This is a genomic window from Micromonospora sp. Utrum1, from assembly GCF_057197805.1.
This window is the reverse complement of record NZ_CM170071.1, coordinates 4,566,920-4,585,049: the sequence shown is the minus strand read 5'-3', so window position 1 is coordinate 4,585,049 and position 18,130 is coordinate 4,566,920. Positions and strand designations below refer to the sequence as shown.

Here is an 18,130-nt window from a genome sequence, read left to right as displayed (position 1 = left end):
CGATTCGGTCGGCCGGTCCCGCCCCGCTCGAGACGGCCAACCTGCTGCTGCCGCCGGCGGACGTAGGTGGACCTTCCGATGGCCCGGTCGTCGCCGCGGTGAGCGCCGCCCGGCGGGGAGCGGCGCCCACCGCGGCGGTCAGAGGATGCCGCGGGCGACGAAGGCGGCCCGGGTCGCGGTCGCGGCCTGGGTGCCGTGAAGGCGCTGCGCGGCGGCCACGGTGGCCAGCGCCGCGTCCCGGAAGGTGACGTCCGGGGTGAAGGCGAACTGCGCCTCCACGATCGCCGTGGTGGCCCGGCGGTCGCCGAGCGCGGTGCGGATGTCCCACAGCGCGCGGGACCAGATCTCGCCGTCGGCGTGCACCTCGCCCACCAGGTCGGCGGGGTAGACCTTGGTGCCGTCGAGGCGGCGCAGGCAGTGCGGGGCGGTGCGGGTGTAGGAGACCGAGTCCCAGTCGGCCACGCAGGCCTCCGGGGTGCTCGTCGGCACGCCGGTGGCCCAGCTGGTCACCGCGACCGCCAGGTAGTCGCCGAACGCCTCGCCGATCGCGCCGGACTCCAGCGTGGTGCCGAAGCCGGGCACCTGCCCGTCCTGCACCGAGTGGCCGTACTCGTGGACGATCACCTCGGCGTCCTCGCCGTCGTCCACGCCGCCCTTGCCGAGGGTGATGTTCGCCTTGTCCTCGCGGAAGAACGAGTTGTCGCCGCCGTACTGGTCGATGCGCAGCTCGATCTGCCGCTGGTTGACCGGCCGCAGCGTGCTGCCGAAGCCGAGCGACTGCAGGTACGCCTGGGCCGTGTTCACCCAGTGGTAGCCCATCACCTGCTCGAACTGGTCGGCGTCCCGGTGCCAGGCCGGGTACGCGCCGTCGACCGTGCGGGCCGGGGTGCCGGTCTTGCTCTTGACCACCACGTATTTGCCGGTGAGGGTGCCGGAGCCGTCCAGGTTGGTCAGCGTCACCGACCGGTACGCCCCGGCCAGCGCCGACTGGTCGGCGTCCTTGGCGTCGGTCAGCGACTGGTCGCCCAGTTGCTGGACGGGGTTCGGCGCGAAGACCGTCGCGGTGGCGGTGTGGTCGTAGGGGTCTCCGGCGGCCTGGACGGTGGTGCCGCCGGCCGCCAGCGCCGCGGTGACCGCCGAGGCGACCAGCGCGGAACGTCGGAAGTGGGGGTGCATCATGATCCCTTCGGAGGCGGATCGATCCGCTGAGACTAGGCTCCCCGGGGGGCACTGCCAAGCAACCACGAGCGGGCCGACCGGCCTGCGGGGAGGGACCCTCGTGGAGACCGAACGGATCGGCCCGCCGCTGCTGGCCGGGGAGCGGGAGACGCTGCGGGCGTTCCTCGACTTCCACCGCGCCACCCTGGCCCTGAAATGCGAGGGGCTGACCGACGAGGAACTGCGGCGGCAGTCGTCGCCGCCGTCGACGCTGTCCCTGCTCGGCCTGGTGCGGCACATGGCCGAGGTCGAGCGCACCTGGTTCCGCCGGGTGATCAACGCCGAGGACATTCCGCTGCTCTGGTCGGCCACCGGGGACTTCCAGGAGGCGTACGACGCGAGCGCGTCGAACCGGTCGGAGGCGTTCGAGGCGTGGCAGCGGGAGGTCGAGCACGCCCGCCGCATCGAGCGCGAGGCCGAGTCGCTCGACGTGACCGGCCACCAGGCCCGGTGGGGCGAGGACGTCTCGCTGCGCCTGGTGATGCTGCACATGATGCACGAGTACGCCCGGCACAACGGTCACGCCGACTTCCTCCGCGAGGCCATCGACGGCACCGTCGGCGTCTGACCGGTCGCCTGGGAGGCGCGGCGCCGGCCGGGTCAGCCGTCGCGGCGCAGCGGCAGCCAGGCCAGCACGTCCTGGATCTTCGCGTCCCAGTACGCCCAGTCGTGGTCGCCCGGGGAGAAGTCCACGGTGACCGGCAGCCCCCGACGGCGTGCCGTGTCGACGAAGCGGGTGTTGTCCTCGTAGAGGAAGTCCTCGGTGCCGCAGGCGACGTAGAGCGCCGGCAGGTCGTCGCCGGCCCGCTCCAGCAGCGCCACCGTGTCGTCGTCCGGACCCGGTACGTCCCGGTCACCCCACACCGTGTGCCAGACGGCGGGGTCCATGGGGCGCGTCGGGTGGTGGCGTCGCCGGGCGACGTCCAGGACGCCGGAGAGGCTGGCCGCCGCGGCGAACCGGTCGGGCCGGCGCAGCGCCCACTTGACCGCGCCGTAACCGCCCATGGACAGGCCGGCCACAAAGGTGTCCGCCCGCCGGTCGGAGAGCCGGAAGAAGGACCGGCACACCTCGGGCAGTTCCTCGCTGAGGAAGGTCCAGTAGCGGTTGCCGTGTGCCTCGTCGCAGTAGAAGCTCCGCTGCACCTGCGGCATCACCACGGCGAGGCCCAGCGGGGCGACGTACCGCTCGATCGCGGTGCGCCGGGTCCAGATCGTGTCGTCGTCGGTCAGGCCGTGCAGCAGGTAGAGCACCGGCGGGTCACCGGCGGTGGTCCCGCCGGCCATGCCGATCCCGGCCGAGCCGTGGTCGGGCAGCAGCACCGTCATCGACGTGCCCATACCGAGCGCTGCGGAGAAGAAGTCACAGCGGATCCGGGCCATGGGCGGGAGCGTACCCGGCCCGGGATGCGGCCCCGATGGTGGTCGAATCGACGCTTCCTATTGCCGTCGGGCGTCCAGGGGGGACAGGATGATCAGGCGCCGGAAACACACCCGTAACCTGCGTGCTGCTGGTCTCTGTCACAAGGAAGTGGGAGTCAGTCATGAGCGACGTGTCGACGGCACTGGGTGTGCGCCTCTACCCGGACCTGGTCGAGCCGGGCGGCCTGGCTCCCGCACTCGTGCAGACCGCGGCCCGGCACCAGCTCGACATCGGCCGGGTGACCGCGCCCGAGCAGGGGCGCAGCCGGTTCACCTGCGCCGAGGCGGCCTCCGACCGGGGCGTCGTCTGCGTCAGCCTCGGCGCCCAGGCCCGCTACTTCATGATCGACCTGCGGGTCGACGGCGAGGTCCAGGCCCGCGGCGACGCCACCGACCTGCTCCAGGTCGCCCAGGTGGCCGCCGCCTGGCGGGCCGGCTGCACGCTCGCCGAGCTGACCGCGCGTTACCCCTTCATGGAGGAGATGAAGCGCCACCCGGCCCCGGTGGCTCAGGTCCAGTAGAGCACCCGGCAGGCCGGCAACCGCGCGGCCAGCTCACGGTCGAACCAGGACCGCAGCTCCGCCATGGTCTCCCGCGGGTAGACGTACTTCACCGCGCCGAATCTGCCGTGCTTGCGGCTGCGCGACGCCTCGTCCATCTCCAACCGGGTACGCGGATACCAGCCGAGCAGCACCTCCTTGCTGCCCGGGGTGAACCGGTGCGTGATCAGCTCGGCGGTCAGGTCGAGCGCCGGCACCCCGTCCACCTCCGCCGCGACCAGGTCCAGCAGTTCGGCGTAGTGCCGCCGCCAGTCCGGCAGCGGAATGATCGGGGCGATCGTCAGCCCCACCGGGTACCCGTCGAGCGCCAGCCGGCGCAGCGCCGCGACCCGGTCCTCCACCCGGCTCGTGCCGCCCTCGAACCGGGTCGTCACCGGGCGGCAGTTGACGCTGAACCGCACCCGGGTCCGGCCCGCGTGCGGCAGCCCGAGGAAGCCGTCGATGTCGTCGTACTTGGTCGTCCAGCGCAGCTGCACGGGTGCGGCCCAGCCGCCGAAGTGCCGCACAGCCCGCTGCCAGCTGCCGGCCAGGTGCTCCAGGGCCAGCGGATCGGTGTAGCAGGACGCCTCGAAGGTGGTTCCCTCGCCCGCCCGCGCGGCCCGGCGACTGGTCACCGTCCCGCGGCCGACGTAGTCGGCGAGTCCGTCCAGGATGTCGTCCAGGTCGGCGTAGACCCGCGTCACCGGCGGGCCGGTGAGCGATCCGGCCAGGTAGCAGTACTGGCAGTGCGCCGGGCAGCCCTCGGCCAGGTCCACCCGCCAGTCGGCGCTCGGCGCGATGGGCTGCAGGCGGCGCCGCGACGGCGGGCTGACCACGATCGCCAGGGTCGACTTGGCCCGGGCGTACGTCTCCCGCGCGGTCTCCCCGCGCAGCCCGGTGACCCGGTTTCCGCGCAGCCGCTCCACCTCGATGCCGAGCGCCGCCACCCGCTCGGCGATCCGCCGGCCGTGCGGGTGTTCCAGCGCCGCCGGGGTGGCGACCACCCGCTTCGGCGTCCACCGCCGGGCCGGTCGCGGCGGCGGCGCCAGGCCCGACAGGTCGCGGGTCGGCACGCGCTCGCCGCTCGCATCGTGCGGGGCCGCGGGTACGCCGACCGCGAGCGGCTGGTTGACGTCCACCGTCCCGGCATCGTCTGGGCTCATCCGGGCCGTCTACCCGCTGCGCCGCCGAGCCAACGCCCCACCCCGAACGGGTTAATCGGTTGCCGGCGCCCGCGTCGGCTGCTGCAATCGACCACGACGTCCACCGAGGGGAGGAGCCCGAGAATGCGAGCCGCGTCGATGTCCCACCCGAAGGCACTGACCGCCTACCCCGAGGACATGACGCTTCGTGAAAACCCTCAATCTCGGCATCCTCGCCCATGTCGACGCCGGTAAGACCAGTCTGACCGAACGGCTGCTGCACAGCGCCGGGGTCATCGACTCACCCGGCAGCGTCGACGCCGGCAACACCCGCACCGACACCCTGGCGTTGGAGCGGCAGCGGGGCATCACCATCCGCTCCGCCGTGGTCTCCTTCGCCATCGCCGGGACCACCGTCAACCTGATCGACACCCCCGGCCACCCCGACTTCATCGCCGAGGTGGAACGCGTGCTCGGCGTGCTCGACGGGGCGGTGCTCGTGGTCTCCGCCGTCGAGGGCGTCCAGGCCCAGACCCGGGTGCTGGCCCGCACCCTGCACCGCCTCGGCATCCCCACCCTGTTCTTCGTCAACAAGGTGGACCGGGCCGGCGCCGACCCGGACCGGGTGCTGCACCAGCTCGCCGAGCGGCTCACCCCCGACGTCGTCGCCCTCGGCCGGGTCGACGCCGCCGGCACCCCGGCCGCCCGCTGGGTCCCGCACCCGCCGGGCGACCCCGGCCACCACGCCCGCCTGGTCGACCTGCTCACCGCGCACGACGACGCGCTGCTGGCCGCGTACGTGGCCGACGAGCGGGCGGTCACCCCGGACCGGCTGCGCCGGGCGCTCACCGCGCAGACCGGGCGCGCCCGGGTGCACCCGGTGCTCGCCGGCTCCGCCATGACCGGGGCCGGGGTGGACGACCTGATCGACGCGGTCACCGCGCTGCTCCCCGCCACCGCGGGCGACGACCAGGCCCCGCTCTCCGGCACCGTCTTCAAGGTCGAGCGCGGCCCGGCGGGCGAGAAGCTCGCGTACGCCCGGATCTTCGCCGGCACCGTGCGGGTCCGCGACCGGATCCGCCACGGCGACGGCCGGGAGGCCCGGGTGACCGCCCTCGGCGTCTTCGACGGCGGCGACGCGACGCCCGGCGACGCGGCCGGGGCCGGGGCCGGCCGGATCGTCCGGCTGCACGGGATGGCCGGCGTCCGGGTCGGCGACGTGCTCGGCGTCCCGCCCGACCGCCCCGCCGCGCGGCGTCACTTCGCCCCGCCCACGCTGGAGACCGTCGTCGAGCCGCTACACCCGGCCGACCGCCCGGCCCTGCACGCCGCCCTGACCGAGCTCGCCGAGCAGGATCCGCTGATCAACCTGCGCCAGGACGACCGGCGCCAGGAGATCGCCGTGTCCCTCTACGGCGAGGTGCAGAAGGAGGTCATCGAGGCCACCCTCGCCGACGACTACGGCGTCCCGGTCACCTTCCGGGAGACCACCACCGTCTGTGTGGAGCGGGTGGTGGGCGTGGGCGCCGCCGTCGAGTGGATCGGCAAGGATCCCAACCCGTTCCTCGGCACGGTCGGTCTGCGCGTCGAGCCCGGGCCGCTCGGCAGCGGCGTGGAGTTCCGGCTCGGCATCGAACTGGGCTCGATGCCGCTGGCCTTCCTCAAGGCCGTCGAGGAGACCGTCCGGGAGACCCTGCGGCAGGGCCTGCGCGGCTGGGCGGTGGTCGACTGCGTGGTCACCCTCACCCACGGCGGCTACTGGGCCCGGCAGAGCCACTCCCACGGCGTGTTCGACAAGAGCATGTCCAGCACCGCCGGGGACTTCCGGAACCTCACCCCGCTGGTGCTGATGACCGCGCTCACCCGTGCCGGAACCCGGGTCCACGAGCCGGTGCACCGGTTCCGGCTCGACCTGCCCGCAGACCTGCTGGGTGCGGTGCTGCCCGTGCTCGCCGGGCTGGGCGCGGCGACCCGCACCAGCATCCTGCGCGGCACGTCCTACCTGATCGAGGGGGAGGTGCCGGCCGGGCGGGTGCACGCGCTGGAGCAGCGGCTGCCCGGGCTCACCCGGGGCGAGGGCACCCTGGAGGCCGAGTTCGACCACTACCGACCGGTCCGCGGACCGGCCCCGAGCCGGCCCCGCTGGGACCACGACCCGTTGCACCGCAAGGAGTACCTGCTCGCCGTCGCCCGCCGGGTCACCGGCCGGTCGGCGCGCTGACCCGCCGCGGATACCGGGCCCGCACCGCGTCCACGCAGGTGTCCCGGGACGTCGGGCCGCCGAACCGGAGCCGGTCGTAGCCGGTGAACGCCGGCTCCAGCGCGTCCAACTCGTCGACCAGCGCGTGCAGCCGGTCGAGCCAGGCCGCCGACCCGGCGTCCGGCTCGGCCGGCGCCGCCCCGATCGCCGCGGTCAGCTCGTCCTTGCGCCGGATCGACTCCGGCGTCACCGAGCGCAGGCAGACGTACTGCCCGCTGAGGTAGGCGTCCCACTCCGCCGCGCCGCGCGCCCGGTCCGCCCAGTGCCCGACGAACCAGCCGGGCAGCGCGTCCACCCCGCCGGCCCGCTCGGCCAGCGCGAACAGGTCCGCCGGGACCATCTCCGCGCCGTCCGACCGCAGATAGCCCGGCAGCGGCAGCCGCCGGTCGAGCATCAACCGGCGTACGCCGTCCGGGTCCCGCCCGGTCGCCGCGCACAGCGCGTCGAGCACCACGAACTGGGCGCTGACGTACGCGTCGTCCGCCGCCGTCATCGGGTGCTCCCCGTTGACCTCCCGAAACCACTCCGCCACCCGGTGCCGCAAGTCCATTCCGTGCCCCTTCCGCTTCGGATGACAGCAAGGCTAGGGCGGGCACCGTTCGGGGCCGGCCGAAACGTTCTCGCGAATATCCGTTGCCGCGCTCCCGGCCCCGCCCGTACCGTGAACGGGCAAACGTCAACCGGCACCACCACCCAGGGAGCACACCGTGTCGCAGCAGAACCGCACCCGAGCCGAGCGGCCCGCGCCGCGCGGCGGTGCCCTGCTGCCCGAATCGGGCCTGGGTCGCTGCCGACGGCAGCAGTGGCAACCGGGGTGGTGGCGCGACTAGCGCCGGCGCGACACACACGCGCAGCCGCCCTCCCCGTGACCGGGGACCGGGCGGCTTTTTCGTCACCCACTCCGGGTTCTCGTACCTCGCAGCACATCCTCGTCCCGACCTCCGGCCGGCGACGTCGCTTCTTCTCAACTCAACAGTGGACGGCATGAGCACGATGCCCGGCCGGCGCGCCAGCGCCGGCCGGCAACCGGGACGAGGGAGCTGGCTGACCCGCTCGCCTTGGGCGCGAGAGACACGCGGTTCGATTCCGCGGTCCCGGACACCACGCGGACGGCACCCGCCGCGCCGCACGGGCCGTTGGAGCAATTGGCAGCTCACCCGGTTCTCACCCGGGAGGCTACGGGTTCGAGTCCCGTACGGCCTACGCCCGGTCCCGACCCCGGGACCACCACGCGGTTGTAGCGCAGTCAGGCAGCGCGTCACCTCGCCATGGTGAAGATCGCCGGTTCGAATCCGGCCAGCCGCTCGAACAGCACCCCTGAACCGAGGAGACGACGATGGGTTTCACCCCGCTGGCCGGTACCCGGGCGCCGGTCCGGGTCTGGACCGACCCGTACACGATCGAGGCGCAGGCGGCCCGGCAGCTGCGCAACATCGGCGCGCTGCCCTGGGTGCAGGGCGTCGCCGTGATGCCGGACGTGCACTTCGGCAAGGGTGCCACCGTCGGCTCGGTCATCGCCATGCTGCAGGCCGTCTCGCCCGCCGCGGTCGGCGTCGACATCGGCTGCGGGATGTCCGCGGTCCGCACCTCGCTCACCGCGGCCGACCTGCCCGACGACCTCGCCCCGCTGCGGACGGCGATCGAGGCGGCCATCCCGGTCGGCTTCGCCATGCGCACCGACGCGGTCGACACGCGCCGGATCCGCGGTCTGGAGCAGGGTGGCTGGGACGCGTTCTGGCGGGGCTTCGCCACCCTCGACCGGAAGGTGGCGCAGCTGGAGACGCGGGCCCAGCGCCAGCTGGGCACCCTCGGCGGCGGGAACCACTTCATCGAGGTCTGCCTGGAGCAGGGTGGCCCGGACGACGGCCGGGTCTGGCTGATGCTGCACTCCGGCTCCCGCAACATCGGCAAGGAACTGGCCGAGCGGCACATGGCGGTGGCCCGCGGGCTGCCGCACAACGTCGACCTGCCCGACCGGGACCTCGCGGTGTTCCTCGCCGGCACCCCGGAGATGGACGCCTACCGCCGGGACCTCTTCTGGGCCCAGGAGTACGCGCGCCGCAACCGGGCCGTCATGCTCGCGCTGCTCTGCGGGGTGGTCCGGGACGAGTTCCCGCAGGTGACCTACGACGAGCCGATCTCCTGCCACCACAACTACGTGGCGGAGGAAAGCTACGACGGGGTCGAGGTGCTGGTGACCCGCAAGGGCGCGATCCGGGCCGGCCGGGGCGACCTGGGCATCATCCCGGGCTCGATGGGCACCGGGTCGTACATCGTGCGCGGCAAGGGCAACCTCGACGCGTACTGCTCGGCGTCGCACGGGGCCGGGCGGCGGATGTCGCGGGGGCAGGCGAAGCGGACGTACAGCACCGCCGACCTGGCCGAGCAGACCGCCGGCGTCGAGTGCCGCAAGGACGCCGGGGTGGTCGACGAGATCCCCGGCGCGTACAAGGACATCACCCAGGTGATGGCCCAGCAGGAGGACCTGGTCGAGGTGGTCGCCCACCTCAAGCAGGTCGTCTGCGTGAAGGGTTGAACCGACCGGCGCCCCTGGGGGGAGGGGCGCCGGTCGTCCGCCCCGGTGGCGCAGCGGAGAGCGCGCCGGTCTACGAAACCGGAGAGCCCAGGTTCGAATCCTGGTCGGGGCACGGTCCGCGGTACGCGGATCCCATGCGAGCTGGTGCAACCAGGCAGCACATCCGATTCTGGATCGGAGAATTGAGGTTCGAATCCTCAGCTCGCAGCGATACCTACCGGCTGCGTCGGACGATCCGCACGCCGATCGCGAGCGCGCCGATGACGAGCAGGCCGGCCAGGAGTTGGAGGCCGGGCGAGTCGTCGGCCTCCCCGTACACCAGGCCGGCGATGCCGAGCGCGACGGCGAGGACCGCGACCAGGCCGAGTACGTACTTCATCGGTTTTCTCCCTCTTCCTCGACCCACTCGAGCAGGTCGCCGGGCTGGCAGTCGAGCACCCGGCACATGGCCTCCAGGGTGCTGAAGCGGACCGCCTTGGCCCGGCCGTTCTTCAGCACCGCGACGTTCGCCGGGGTGAGCCCGACCCGCTCGGCGAACTCGCCGACGCTCATCTTGCGTTTGGCCAGCTCGACGTCGATGCGGACCACGATGGGCATCAGATCACCGCTTCCATGTCGGTCCGGAGCGTGGTGGCCTGCCGCAGCAGCTCCCGCATCACCACCATCAGCAGCCCCAGCACGGTCACCCCGGTCACCAGCAGGAACAGCAGGATCGGCAGGCCCGGGTCGTCCGCGTTGAAGCCGACGTAGAGGAAGACGCCCACGAGCACCACCCAGGCGGCGGCGATGGCCCACACGATCGCGTCGACCCACCCCAGCGACGCCTCGCTGAAGATGCGGTCGTTCTTGACCAGGGTGAGCAGCTTCCAGGTGCACACGATCACCACCTGCACGCAGAGCACCCAGAACACCGTCACCGCGGTCGCCGGCCATCTCAGGTAGGCCATGTCCGGGTTCTCCCTGGCCATGTGCGCGAACTGCCCGGGCAGTGACATGACCTGGAACAGGACCAGGATCCCGAACAGCAGCACGAGGAAGGCTTTGAGCGGAGCCACCGCCCGTTGAGCTGTGAACATGCATCGACTATCACTCGCTACCTATCGAATGTCAATAGGTTCCGGGTGATTGCCCAGGCCCCCGTGGCGCAGTGGAGAGCGCGTCGGATTCCGAATCCGAAGGCCGCTGGTTCGAGTCCAGCCGGGGGCACGCACCGCTCCGACCGCCGTCCGCTGTGGGTCGCGTCAGCGGGCGGCGGCCATCTGGACCGGGATGCGGATCACGTTGATCCGGGAGCCGTCGCGCGCCGACACCTCGTACACCTCGATCGTCCCCGGTCCGGCCGTCGCGCGCCGGTAGCGGACGTCCAGCCGGTAGCCGCCGCGACAGCCGGAGCCGCAGGAGGCGGTGGTGAACGCGGTGCCGATCTCCTGGCCCGCGGCGTCCAGCACCCGGACGCTCACCGTCGCCTCGTACACGTCGGCGGTCCCGGTCACGGTGACCGGGCTGCCCACCGGGTCGCCGATCGCCGGGGCGGTAACCACGATCGGGGGCAGCAGGTCGGCGTAGTCGTCCCGCCCGGTCGCGCTGTCGGCCGGGGCGAAGGCGACCCGCCGCACGGTGGGGAACTGGGTGAGCGTCCAGACCACCTGGGCCCGGCGCAGCCGGGCGGTGGCCGCCCCGCCGGCGTCGAAGCCGGCCGGGGGCGACAGTGTCGCCACCCCGCCGGCGATGCGGGTCACCCGCGTGCCGGCCGGGACCAGGGTGGTCAGGCCGGTGGCGGTCTCGGCCGGGGACGGGCCGGCGGCCAGTTCGGTGAGCGCCAGGCGGGACGTGGCCACGGTGGCCGGCAGCGCACGCCGGGTGGGCACGAGTTTCCCGTCCCGGGCGAACCAGAGCTGCACGGTCAGCGGCCCGTCCGGCTCGGTCGGCGCTGCGGTGGTCGGCCTGCCGGTCGTGGCCGCAGTGGTCGGGGTGCGTGGCGCGGGCGGGGTCGGCGCGGGCGTGCCGGTCGGGCCGGCGGCGGTGGTGGGCGACGGGCCGGCCGGGGCGGGCCCGAGGGTGCCGGTGCGCGGCGGGGCGCAGGCGGCGGTGAGCAGCAGCAGCGCGGTGAGCGGCGGAATCAGGCGTCGCATGAGGTGCCCCCGGCGTCGAGGGGAAGGGTGAGGCGGAAGCGGGTGCCCCGGCCGACCTCGCTGGCCACGTCGAGCCGGCCGCCGAGCAGCCGGGCGTTCTCCCGGGCGATGGCCAGGCCGAGTCCGCTGCCGGGGCCGGTGCGGGCCGGGTCGACCTTGTAGAACCGGTCGAAGATGTGCGTCAGGTGGGCGGCGGGGATGCCGGGGCCACGGTCGGCGACCTCGACCATGAGCTGGGCGCCGGTGTGCCGGATCTCCGCGCGCAGGTCGCCGCCGCCGTGTTCGACCCCGTTGGCCACCAGGTTGGTGAGGATCCGTTCGAGCCGGCGCGGGTCGGTCAGCACCGGCGGCGCGTCGCCGTCCACGGTGGCCCGGCCGCCGCCCTGATGGGCGGCGACGATCCCGCGCAGCAGCGCGCCGACGTCCACCGGGCGGGTGGCGAGCACCTCCCGCCCGGCGTCCAGCCGGGAGATCTCCATCAGCTCCTCGACGAGCCGGCGCAGCCGGACCACGTCGGCGACGAGCAGTTCGGCGGCCCGGCGGGCGTCGGCGGGCAGGGCGTCGAGCTGGTCGGCGAGGAGCGAGGCCGCCGCCACCAGGGCGGTGACCGGGGTACGCAGCTCGTGCGCCACGTCGGCGGTGAACCGCCGTTCCCGGGCCTGCGCCTGGGAGAGCGCTTCGATCTTGGTTTCCAGCGCCTGGGCCATCTCGTTGAACGAGGTGGCCCAGGCGCTGAACTCGTCCCTGCCGCGCACCGGCAGCCGGGTGTGCAGCAGCCCCTCGGCGACGGCCCGGGCGGCCCGGCTGGCCCGGCCGACGGGTTCCAGGGTGCGGCGGGCGAGGGCGTTGCCGACCGCGGCGGCGAGCAGCACCACCGCCGCCCAGCCGACCACCGAGGCGGTGCGGAGCTGGTCGAGGGCGGTGACGAGGTCGTCCTCGACGGTCACCACGTACAGCTCGGCGGTGGAGCCGGGGATCCGGCCGCCGACGACCAGCAGGTGTGGCCGGCCGGGGGTGCGCTGGAAGCCGAGCTGCCCGGCGGCGATCGTGGCGCGCAGGTCGGGGCCGGGGCTGGGCGCGTACCGGGGGTTGGACGCCTGGCTGTCGCCGGCGACCAGCAGCACGTGCCGGCCGGACTCTTCGAAGCTGGTCAGCAGGTCGGCGCGGCGGGCGTCGGTCAGCGGCAGGAACTGGGCGGCGACCACCAGTTGGTAGCGGGCGTCGGCCGCCGCGCGTTGCAGCGAGCCGTCGAACCGGGCCTGCCGCAGCATGAGGTAGGACCCGCCGGCCAGCGCGCCGGCGGACACTCCGGCGACCAGGACGAACGCGACGACGAGCCGGCGCCGCAACCGCCCGGGTACGACTCTGCCGGCCACCATGGCGCGCTCACCCCGTCGCGAGCTTGTAGCCGGCCCCGCGGACCGTCCGGATCAGGGTCGGCGCGCCCGGGTCGTCCTCCACCTTGGCCCGCAGGCGCTGCACGGCGACGTCGACCAGCCGGGAGTCGCCGAGGTAGCTGTGCCCCCAGACCCGGTCGAGCAGCAGCTCCCGGGTGAACACCTGGCCGGGGCGCCGGGCCAGCTCCAGCAGCAGCCGGAACTCGGTGGCGGTGAGGGTCAGCTCCCGGCCGTCCTTGCGGGCCACGAAGCGGGCCGGATCGATCTCCAGCGGCCCGGCAGCCACGGTGGTCTCGGGGGCCGGGGCGACGGTCCGGCGCAGCACGGCCCGTACCCGGGCCACCAGCTCGGGCAGGTCGAACGGCTTGCGCAGGTAGTCGTCGGCCCCGCACTCCAGGCCGACCACCACGTCGATGGTGTCGGTACGGGCGGTCAGCATGAGGATCGGCACCTGACTGGTGCGCCGGATCTCCCGGCACACCTCGAATCCGTCCAGACGGGGAAGCATCACGTCGAGCACGATGAGGTCGACCGGGCCGGCCCGCCACGCGGTGAGGGCGGCCGGACCGTCGACGGCGGTGGCCACCCGGAACCCGGCCCGGCGCAGGCCGAGGGCCGTCACCTCCCGGATGGAGGCGTCGTCCTCGACGACCAGCACACGGCCCTCCATGACCACTCAGGGTAGTCCGGCGCGCCGCTGCGGGGCGTGGGCGCAACGGGCGGTGATGAGGGGCCGGTCGGCCCCTCTCACCTCGGGAAAGGTCACGCCTGCCACTGGTGGGCCACGTCGATCACGATGCGGCTGTGCGTGCCGGGGCCGCTGAGCACGAAGACCCGGTACGGCAGTCGGGCGCGGACGCCCACCGCGAAGGTCGTGTAGCCCTCGAAGCTGCCGCCGAAGACGACGTCCCGCAGCGTCCGGTAGCCCAGCACGGTCGCGGCGTGCTCACCGGCGCGGTACGGCAGGGTGGCGACGTGCGCGTCGTCGTACGCGGGCGCCCGCAGCGACACCGACAGCAGCGCGTCCCCGGCGGTGTACGGGCTGAGCGCGAGCCCCTGCCCCTCGGTGTACGTCTCGCCATAGGCGACGGAGTAGCCGTTCGCCGGCCCGGCGAACTCGAAGACCACCCGGTCCCAGCAGTCGTGCCGCCCGGTGCGGACCTCGATCAGCGGATCGCTGGTGAGCGTGCCGGCCGACTTGGCCGTGCTGCCCCAGGTGATCCCGCAGTACGGCGACGCCGCGGTCGCGCCGCCGGTGCCGGCGATCAGCCCGCCGAGCACGACGACCAGCGCCAGCAGTGTTCTCCTCAGTCTCATGGTGCCCTCCCTGCCAATGTGCCGGGACCCCGTCCGGCGTCCCTGCCCCGACGGTCGGCGCGCCGTGCCACAGCGGCTTCGCAGCCGGGTAACCGCCGGGTAACAGCGGGGGGCGCCACCCGGCGGTGGGCGGCAGCCGGTCCGGGTCGGGCAGCGTGCGCACGGGGGACCGGTACAGTGGCAGCCACGTGAACGCGGCGCCGATCGCGCCGACCCAGAGCGAGGTACGGGCGCCGGCGTACTGGCCGAGCAGGCCGGCCAGCCCGGCGCCGACCGCGATCGCGCCGGTGAGCAGGAACCGGAAGGTGGCGTTCATCCGGCCCAACAGCGCGTCCGGGGTGACCCGTTGCCGCAGGCTGACGCCGATCACGTTGCCGATCCCGGTCCGCCAGGCCAGCGCCAGCCAGCCGAGGCCGGCCAGCCACAGCCACGCGCCGGTGTCGACCAGAGCGACCAGCGCGCCGGCCGGGGCCACCAGCAGCCCGGGCAGCCAGAGTGCCCGGCCGTGCCCGATCCGGGCGGCCAGCGGACGGGCGGTCACCGCACCGAGCAGCGCTCCCACCCCGCCGGCGCCGAGGAAGAGCCCGAGCGCGCCGGCGCCGAGGCCGAGTTCGCGCAGGAAGACCACCGGCAGCATGGTGGTCATCAGGTTCACGGTGAGGTTGATGCCGGCCAGCGAGACGGCCAGCGGGCGCAGCAGCCGGTTGCCCAGCACGTGCCGGACGCCCTCAGCGAGCTGTCGGCCGAAGCCGCCCGCCGGCCGGTCCTGTCCGGTCCCGTCGGTGGCGATGGGGCGTACCCGGGTGAGGGCGAGCGCGGAGAGCAGGTGGGTGACCGCGTTCAGGGCCAGGGCGAGTGGGGCGCCGAGCCACTGCACGAGCACGCCGCCAAATCCCCGGCCGCCGATCTGGATGGTGGCGTTGGTGGTCATGAGCAGCGAGTTCGCCGCCACCAGGCGGTCCCGGCCGACCAACTCCGGCAGGAAGCTCTGCGCGGCCACGTCACCGAAGACCGTGCCGACGCCGGTGAGCAGCACGACCGCGTAGAGCTGGCCGAGGGTCAGCGCGTCCGCCCACCAGGCCAGCGGGATCGAGGCGTACAGGGCGGCGCGGGCCAGGTCGGCGGCGACCATCACGGTGCGGCGGGGCGACCGGTCCACCCAGACCCCGGCGGGCAGCCCGACCAGCAGGAAGGCGGCGGTGCCGAGCACCGCGAGCAGGCCGACCTGCCCGGGGGTGGCGGCGAGCACGGACACGGCCAGCACCGGCACGGCCAGGTAGCCCACCTGGAAGCCCAGGCTGTCGGCCAGGTTCGCCGTGTACACGTAGCGGAACGGGCGGGGCCAGCGGATCGATGGGGGAACGGTGGTGGTCATGACAGGGACCCTGGTCGGCGGCCACCGCCGCGGTCGATAAGTTTGAGCCAGGTCGAATCCGTCGGGAGGTGCGGGTGCTGAGCGTCGCGCTGGGGGTACGGGACCTGGCCGGGATCCGGTTCGCGATCTCGCCGCTGTGGGAGGCGATCGCCAGCGTCCGGGTGCTCCGGAGCCCCGACTGGTTCCCCGCCCACCAGCTCTGGCACCGGCAGGTGCGGCCCCGTCTGTCCACCGTGGACTGACGGCTCCTCGCCGACCTCGTGCCGATGCCGACCGTGGTGATTCCGAGCTTCGTCTGCCCGCCCCCGCCGTCCGCCCTGCCCACCATCGACTGGGAACTGGCCGCGCTCGCCGCCACCCCACCGGAGGTGGTCCGGGCCGGCCTGGACGAGCTGCCCGGGCCGCGTCCGCCCCGGCTCGCCGCCCTGTACGCCGACCCACCGGCCGGGCTGGCCCGCCTCGCACAGGTGATCGCCGACTACGTCGAGGTGGCGATCGCCCCGTACTGGCCCCGGATGCGGACCCTGCTGGAACGCGAGGTGCTCGTCGGCGCCGGGCGGATGGCGACCGACGGCGGGCGCGGCCTGCTCAACCGGATCGACCCGTACGTCTCCTGGGACGATGGGACGTTGCACATCGACCACCTGACCCGCGCGGGGACCTTCGACCTGGGCGGACGGGGCCTGCTGCTGGTTCCGTCGGTCTTCGGCGGCGGGCGGGTCTGGTCCAACCTGTCGGAGCGGGCCTCGCAGCCCCTCCTGCGCTATCCGGCCCGCGCGGTCGGGACCCTCTGGGAGCGCAGCGCCGCCCCGGCCAGCGCGGCACTCGCCCGGGTGCTGGGGCGTACCCGGGCCACGCTGTTGCACGAACTCGCCGTGCCCGCCGCCACCACGGAGCTGGCCCGGCGCTGCGGCCTCAGCGCCGGCACGGTCTCCCACCACCTGACGGCGCTGCGCGACGCCGGCCTGGTCGGCACCCACCGGGCCGGGCGGTTCCTGCTGTACGCCCGGACCGGCTCGGCGGAGTCGCTGCTGGCCGGTGCCGGCCCGCCCGAGCCGGTCGGCGGCTGAGGCCGGGCGTCAGCCGTGCACCGGATGCTCGGCCTGGAAGGCGAGCCGGCGGTCCGCGTCGGCGGCCAGCCCGGCGAGCACGTCGTCGAGGTCGAGGAAGGCCTGCCAGCGCGGCTGGCCGGTGATGTCGGCCAGCCGGTCGACCACCAGCTCCTCCAGGTCGGTGACGCGCTTGCCCTTCCACACCTTGTCGGCGAGGCTCACGAGCAGGTCCTCGAGCTGCACGCCCGGTGCGTGCCAGGCGGCGTGGGTGACGGCGAAGCGGGCCCGCTCCTCGGGGACGCCGAAGCGCAGCAGCAGCTGGTAGCCCGCCTCCTCGTGCGCCGAGCCGGGTCCGGACAACTCCTCCGGGTGCTCGACCTTGCCGAGGTCGTGGATCGCCGCCCCGAACAGCACCGCCTGCCGGTCGAACGGCACCAGGGGGAAGCGCGCGGCGAACGCGGCGGTGAGCTGCCGTGCGACGTCGTGCACCAGCCGCAGGTGCGCGGCGAGCCGGGGCGGCGCCTGCAGGGCGGTGAGCAGTTCGGCGGCCACGCCCGGCAGGGGCGGCAGTGGCGGATCGCCCGGATCGGTGAGGGCGCGGCGCAGCGCGTCGGAGGTCACCGGGGCGAGGGTACCGGCCGCCGGGGCGATCACCGTACGGGGTGACCGAGTGGCCGACCGTGGAACGGCCGCTCGTCCGATGCCATCGTGATCGTCCGTTCAGGAGGGTGGATCGACGTCTATCACGGGGGTGTTCCATGACCGAGTTGAATCGCCGGGCCCTGCTGCGTGCCGCCGTGCTGGCCGGGGCGGCCACGGCGACCGGGCTGGCCGGTGGGCTGACCGCCACGGCGCCCGCCGCCGCGGCGGAGTCCACCGAGGTGGTCAACGGGCCGTGGCTCGTCACCGGCAGCGCGGGGCTTCTGCAGATCAACCGGGGCCACACCACGCCGCAGGTGCTGCTGACCCACGCCTACGACGCCACCACCTCGCCCGACGGCCGGTACGTGGCCGTGAACAACCTGACCTACGAGGGCGAGACCGGGTCGAACCTGTCGCTGTTCGACCGGGTGACCGGCGAGGTCCGGAAGGTGATCAGCGACCCGTTCGGCATCTCGTACGAGTGGCCGACCTGGTCCCCGGACGGCACGGAGGTCGCCCTGGTCGTCGACCGCGAGACGCTGGTCGCGGTGAACGTGGCCACGGGCAGCCGGCGGGTGCTCGTCCAGGGGCACACGATGTACCGGCCCAACTGGTCCCGGGACGGCTCCATGATCGTCATGCAGTGGATCAGCCGGTCGGAGGGCCACCAGCTGCGCATGCTGGAGCTCGCCACCGGGCGGGTGCGGCGGGTCTACGCGCCCGAGGAGGGCGAGCGGTTCGGCTGGCCGGTCTTCATGCCCAACTCGGAGCGGGTGGTGTTCTGCACCAACCGCTGGTACCGGGACGTCGACCTGCCGCTCGGTGAGGACTCGCTGGCGTCGGTGCGGATCGACGGCACCGGCCTCAAGAAGCTCACCGACGAGCCGCGGATGTACCTGTCGCCGGTGTTCTCTCCGGACGGCCGCTACTGCGGGGCGCTGTCGGTGCCGCCGACCAACGAGTATCCGGACGGCGGCAACATCATCGTCTCGACCAGCGGCTTCGGCGACCAGTGGTGGATCCCGGGGGACGAGTACGACGACAGCATGCGGGTGGACTGGGCCCGCGCCATCTGACTCGACCACGACCCGCGACGCGGCG

The 18,130-nt window shown here is 73.8% G+C and carries 19 protein-coding genes, 6 tRNA genes and 1 pseudogene; 13 read left to right on the top strand and 13 right to left on the bottom strand.

Annotation, left to right across the window (positions count from 1 at the left end):
- Positions 1-138 precede the first annotated feature (138 nt).
- Complete coding sequence (locus AC0OLQ_RS21535) at positions 139-1,179, bottom strand: M36 family metallopeptidase (RefSeq protein ID WP_484527730.1); 1,041 nt, start codon at positions 1,177-1,179, stop codon at positions 139-141.
- 100 nt (positions 1,180-1,279) lie between these two features.
- Between AC0OLQ_RS21535 and AC0OLQ_RS21530 the strand changes: the two genes are divergently transcribed.
- A complete protein-coding gene (locus tag AC0OLQ_RS21530; RefSeq protein ID WP_484527729.1) occupies positions 1,280-1,786 on the top strand; it encodes a DinB family protein in 507 nt (168 codons plus the stop codon).
- Positions 1,787-1,818: 32 nt separating this feature from the next.
- On the opposite strand, the gene AC0OLQ_RS21525 is transcribed toward AC0OLQ_RS21530, so the two are convergent.
- Positions 1,819-2,598 carry an alpha/beta hydrolase gene (locus tag AC0OLQ_RS21525; RefSeq protein ID WP_484527728.1) on the bottom strand — a complete coding sequence of 260 codons (780 nt, stop codon included), beginning with the start codon at positions 2,596-2,598 and terminating at the stop codon, positions 1,819-1,821.
- Positions 2,599-2,759: 161 nt separating this feature from the next.
- Here AC0OLQ_RS21525 and AC0OLQ_RS21520 point away from each other — a divergent pair, with 161 nt between their 5' ends.
- Positions 2,760-3,158: a hypothetical protein gene (locus tag AC0OLQ_RS21520; protein ID WP_484527727.1), complete on the top strand. Its 399-nt coding sequence runs from the start codon at positions 2,760-2,762 to the stop codon at positions 3,156-3,158.
- On the opposite strand, the gene AC0OLQ_RS21515 is transcribed toward AC0OLQ_RS21520, so the two are convergent.
- Positions 3,146-4,339 (bottom strand): spore photoproduct lyase family protein, encoded by a 1,194-nt coding sequence (locus tag AC0OLQ_RS21515; RefSeq protein WP_484527726.1) that lies wholly within the window; start codon positions 4,337-4,339, stop codon positions 3,146-3,148. The genes AC0OLQ_RS21520 and AC0OLQ_RS21515 overlap by 13 nt on opposite strands.
- A 187-nt stretch (positions 4,340-4,526) precedes the next feature.
- Here AC0OLQ_RS21515 and AC0OLQ_RS21510 point away from each other — a divergent pair, with 187 nt between their 5' ends.
- The gene (locus tag AC0OLQ_RS21510; protein WP_484527725.1) at positions 4,527-6,539 is read left to right on the top strand and encodes a GTP-binding protein; all 2,013 of its coding nucleotides are present in this window, start codon (positions 4,527-4,529) and stop codon (positions 6,537-6,539) included.
- Here AC0OLQ_RS21510 and AC0OLQ_RS21505 read toward each other — a convergent pair.
- Positions 6,517-7,128 carry a DUF6058 family natural product biosynthesis protein gene (locus AC0OLQ_RS21505; protein WP_484527724.1) on the bottom strand — a complete coding sequence of 204 codons (612 nt, stop codon included), beginning with the start codon at positions 7,126-7,128 and terminating at the stop codon, positions 6,517-6,519. The two genes, AC0OLQ_RS21510 and AC0OLQ_RS21505, sit on opposite strands and share 23 nt — an antisense overlap.
- Positions 7,129-7,604: 476 nt before the next feature.
- Here AC0OLQ_RS21505 and AC0OLQ_RS21500 point away from each other — a divergent pair.
- The 6 genes from AC0OLQ_RS21500 to AC0OLQ_RS21475 all read left to right on the top strand — a co-directional run bounded on the left by AC0OLQ_RS21500 (position 7,605) and on the right by AC0OLQ_RS21475 (position 9,322).
- Positions 7,605-7,677, top strand: a tRNA-Pro gene (locus tag AC0OLQ_RS21500).
- Between the two features lie 31 nt (positions 7,678-7,708).
- A tRNA-Glu gene (locus AC0OLQ_RS21495) sits at positions 7,709-7,781 on the top strand.
- Positions 7,782-7,809: 28 nt separating this feature from the next.
- A tRNA-Gly gene (locus tag AC0OLQ_RS21490) sits at positions 7,810-7,883 on the top strand.
- A gap of 31 nt (positions 7,884-7,914) precedes the next feature.
- Entirely contained in the window at positions 7,915-9,114 is a 1,200-nt protein-coding gene (locus tag AC0OLQ_RS21485) for an RtcB family protein (protein ID WP_484527723.1), read from the top strand.
- A gap of 39 nt (positions 9,115-9,153) precedes the next feature.
- Positions 9,154-9,226, top strand: a tRNA-Arg gene (locus AC0OLQ_RS21480).
- Between the two features lie 23 nt (positions 9,227-9,249).
- A tRNA-Gln gene (locus AC0OLQ_RS21475) sits at positions 9,250-9,322 on the top strand.
- Positions 9,323-9,328: 6 nt separating this feature from the next.
- On the opposite strand, the gene AC0OLQ_RS21470 is transcribed toward AC0OLQ_RS21475, so the two are convergent.
- Genes AC0OLQ_RS21470 through AC0OLQ_RS21460 form a run of 3 tightly spaced genes read right to left on the bottom strand, consistent with a single transcriptional unit; the run spans position 9,329 to position 10,190 of the window.
- Positions 9,329-9,493, bottom strand: a complete 165-nt coding sequence (locus AC0OLQ_RS21470; RefSeq protein WP_357340413.1) for a hypothetical protein — start codon at positions 9,491-9,493, stop codon at positions 9,329-9,331.
- Positions 9,490-9,711: a helix-turn-helix domain-containing protein gene (locus AC0OLQ_RS21465; protein WP_148425500.1), complete on the bottom strand. Its 222-nt coding sequence runs from the start codon at positions 9,709-9,711 to the stop codon at positions 9,490-9,492. The genes AC0OLQ_RS21470 and AC0OLQ_RS21465 overlap by 4 nt, the downstream gene beginning before the upstream one ends.
- Entirely contained in the window at positions 9,711-10,190 is a 480-nt protein-coding gene (locus AC0OLQ_RS21460; RefSeq protein WP_357340411.1) for a DUF2975 domain-containing protein, read from the bottom strand. Before AC0OLQ_RS21460 ends, AC0OLQ_RS21465 begins: the two co-directional genes overlap by 1 nt.
- Before the next feature lie 57 nt (positions 10,191-10,247).
- Here AC0OLQ_RS21460 and AC0OLQ_RS21455 point away from each other — a divergent pair.
- A tRNA-Arg gene (locus AC0OLQ_RS21455) sits at positions 10,248-10,320 on the top strand.
- 35 nt (positions 10,321-10,355) lie between these two features.
- On the opposite strand, the gene AC0OLQ_RS21450 is transcribed toward AC0OLQ_RS21455, so the two are convergent.
- From AC0OLQ_RS21450 to AC0OLQ_RS21430, 5 genes and pseudogenes are all read right to left on the bottom strand, one after another.
- Positions 10,356-11,246: a Gmad2 immunoglobulin-like domain-containing protein gene (locus tag AC0OLQ_RS21450; protein ID WP_484527722.1), complete on the bottom strand. Its 891-nt coding sequence runs from the start codon at positions 11,244-11,246 to the stop codon at positions 10,356-10,358.
- Positions 11,234-12,625 carry an ATP-binding protein gene (locus AC0OLQ_RS21445; protein ID WP_484527721.1) on the bottom strand — a complete coding sequence of 464 codons (1,392 nt, stop codon included), beginning with the start codon at positions 12,623-12,625 and terminating at the stop codon, positions 11,234-11,236. The genes AC0OLQ_RS21450 and AC0OLQ_RS21445 overlap by 13 nt, the downstream gene beginning before the upstream one ends.
- A 7-nt stretch (positions 12,626-12,632) precedes the next feature.
- Positions 12,633-13,313 (bottom strand): response regulator, encoded by a 681-nt coding sequence (locus AC0OLQ_RS21440; RefSeq protein ID WP_357340405.1) that lies wholly within the window; start codon positions 13,311-13,313, stop codon positions 12,633-12,635.
- A gap of 92 nt (positions 13,314-13,405) precedes the next feature.
- Positions 13,406-13,960, bottom strand: a complete 555-nt coding sequence (locus AC0OLQ_RS21435) for an AMIN-like domain-containing (lipo)protein (protein ID WP_484527720.1) — start codon at positions 13,958-13,960, stop codon at positions 13,406-13,408.
- Positions 13,961-14,075: 115 nt separating this feature from the next.
- Positions 14,076-15,335, bottom strand: a pseudogene (locus tag AC0OLQ_RS21430) (MFS transporter); the annotation flags it as partial.
- Between the two features lie 74 nt (positions 15,336-15,409).
- Here AC0OLQ_RS21430 and AC0OLQ_RS21425 point away from each other — a divergent pair.
- The gene (locus AC0OLQ_RS21425) at positions 15,410-15,577 is read left to right on the top strand and encodes a hypothetical protein (RefSeq protein WP_484527719.1); all 168 of its coding nucleotides are present in this window, start codon (positions 15,410-15,412) and stop codon (positions 15,575-15,577) included.
- 24 nt (positions 15,578-15,601) lie between these two features.
- Positions 15,602-16,405 (top strand): ArsR/SmtB family transcription factor, encoded by an 804-nt coding sequence (locus AC0OLQ_RS21420; RefSeq protein WP_484527718.1) that lies wholly within the window; start codon positions 15,602-15,604, stop codon positions 16,403-16,405.
- A 9-nt stretch (positions 16,406-16,414) separates the two neighbouring features.
- Here the strand turns inward: AC0OLQ_RS21420 and AC0OLQ_RS21415 are convergent, their stop codons facing one another.
- Positions 16,415-17,008, bottom strand: a complete 594-nt coding sequence (locus tag AC0OLQ_RS21415) for an HD domain-containing protein (RefSeq protein ID WP_357340390.1) — start codon at positions 17,006-17,008, stop codon at positions 16,415-16,417.
- A 137-nt stretch (positions 17,009-17,145) separates the two neighbouring features.
- Between AC0OLQ_RS21415 and AC0OLQ_RS21410 the strand changes: the two genes are divergently transcribed.
- Positions 17,146-18,105 (top strand): TolB family protein, encoded by a 960-nt coding sequence (locus AC0OLQ_RS21410; protein WP_484527717.1) that lies wholly within the window; start codon positions 17,146-17,148, stop codon positions 18,103-18,105.
- Positions 18,106-18,130: the final 25 nt, after the last annotated feature.

Coding starts and splice junctions, on each gene's coding strand:
- AC0OLQ_RS21450 (WP_484527722.1), bottom strand. CDS start 11,246: ATGCGACGCCTGATTCCGCCGCTCACCGCGCTGCTGCTGCTCACCGCC.
- AC0OLQ_RS21485 (WP_484527723.1), top strand. CDS start 7,915: ATGGGTTTCACCCCGCTGGCCGGTACCCGGGCGCCGGTCCGGGTCTGG.
- AC0OLQ_RS21470 (WP_357340413.1), bottom strand. CDS start 9,493: ATGAAGTACGTACTCGGCCTGGTCGCGGTCCTCGCCGTCGCGCTCGGC.
- AC0OLQ_RS21525 (WP_484527728.1), bottom strand. CDS start 2,598: ATGGCCCGGATCCGCTGTGACTTCTTCTCCGCAGCGCTCGGTATGGGC.
- AC0OLQ_RS21410 (WP_484527717.1), top strand. CDS start 17,146: ATGACCGAGTTGAATCGCCGGGCCCTGCTGCGTGCCGCCGTGCTGGCC.
- AC0OLQ_RS21505 (WP_484527724.1), bottom strand. CDS start 7,128: ATGGACTTGCGGCACCGGGTGGCGGAGTGGTTTCGGGAGGTCAACGGG.
- AC0OLQ_RS21420 (WP_484527718.1), top strand. CDS start 15,602: ATGCCGACCGTGGTGATTCCGAGCTTCGTCTGCCCGCCCCCGCCGTCC.
- AC0OLQ_RS21445 (WP_484527721.1), bottom strand. CDS start 12,625: ATGGTGGCCGGCAGAGTCGTACCCGGGCGGTTGCGGCGCCGGCTCGTC.
- AC0OLQ_RS21460 (WP_357340411.1), bottom strand. CDS start 10,190: ATGTTCACAGCTCAACGGGCGGTGGCTCCGCTCAAAGCCTTCCTCGTG.
- AC0OLQ_RS21465 (WP_148425500.1), bottom strand. CDS start 9,711: ATGCCCATCGTGGTCCGCATCGACGTCGAGCTGGCCAAACGCAAGATG.
- AC0OLQ_RS21435 (WP_484527720.1), bottom strand. CDS start 13,960: ATGAGACTGAGGAGAACACTGCTGGCGCTGGTCGTCGTGCTCGGCGGG.
- AC0OLQ_RS21440 (WP_357340405.1), bottom strand. CDS start 13,313: ATGGAGGGCCGTGTGCTGGTCGTCGAGGACGACGCCTCCATCCGGGAG.
- AC0OLQ_RS21520 (WP_484527727.1), top strand. CDS start 2,760: ATGAGCGACGTGTCGACGGCACTGGGTGTGCGCCTCTACCCGGACCTG.
- AC0OLQ_RS21535 (WP_484527730.1), bottom strand. CDS start 1,179: ATGATGCACCCCCACTTCCGACGTTCCGCGCTGGTCGCCTCGGCGGTC.
- AC0OLQ_RS21515 (WP_484527726.1), bottom strand. CDS start 4,339: ATGAGCCCAGACGATGCCGGGACGGTGGACGTCAACCAGCCGCTCGCG.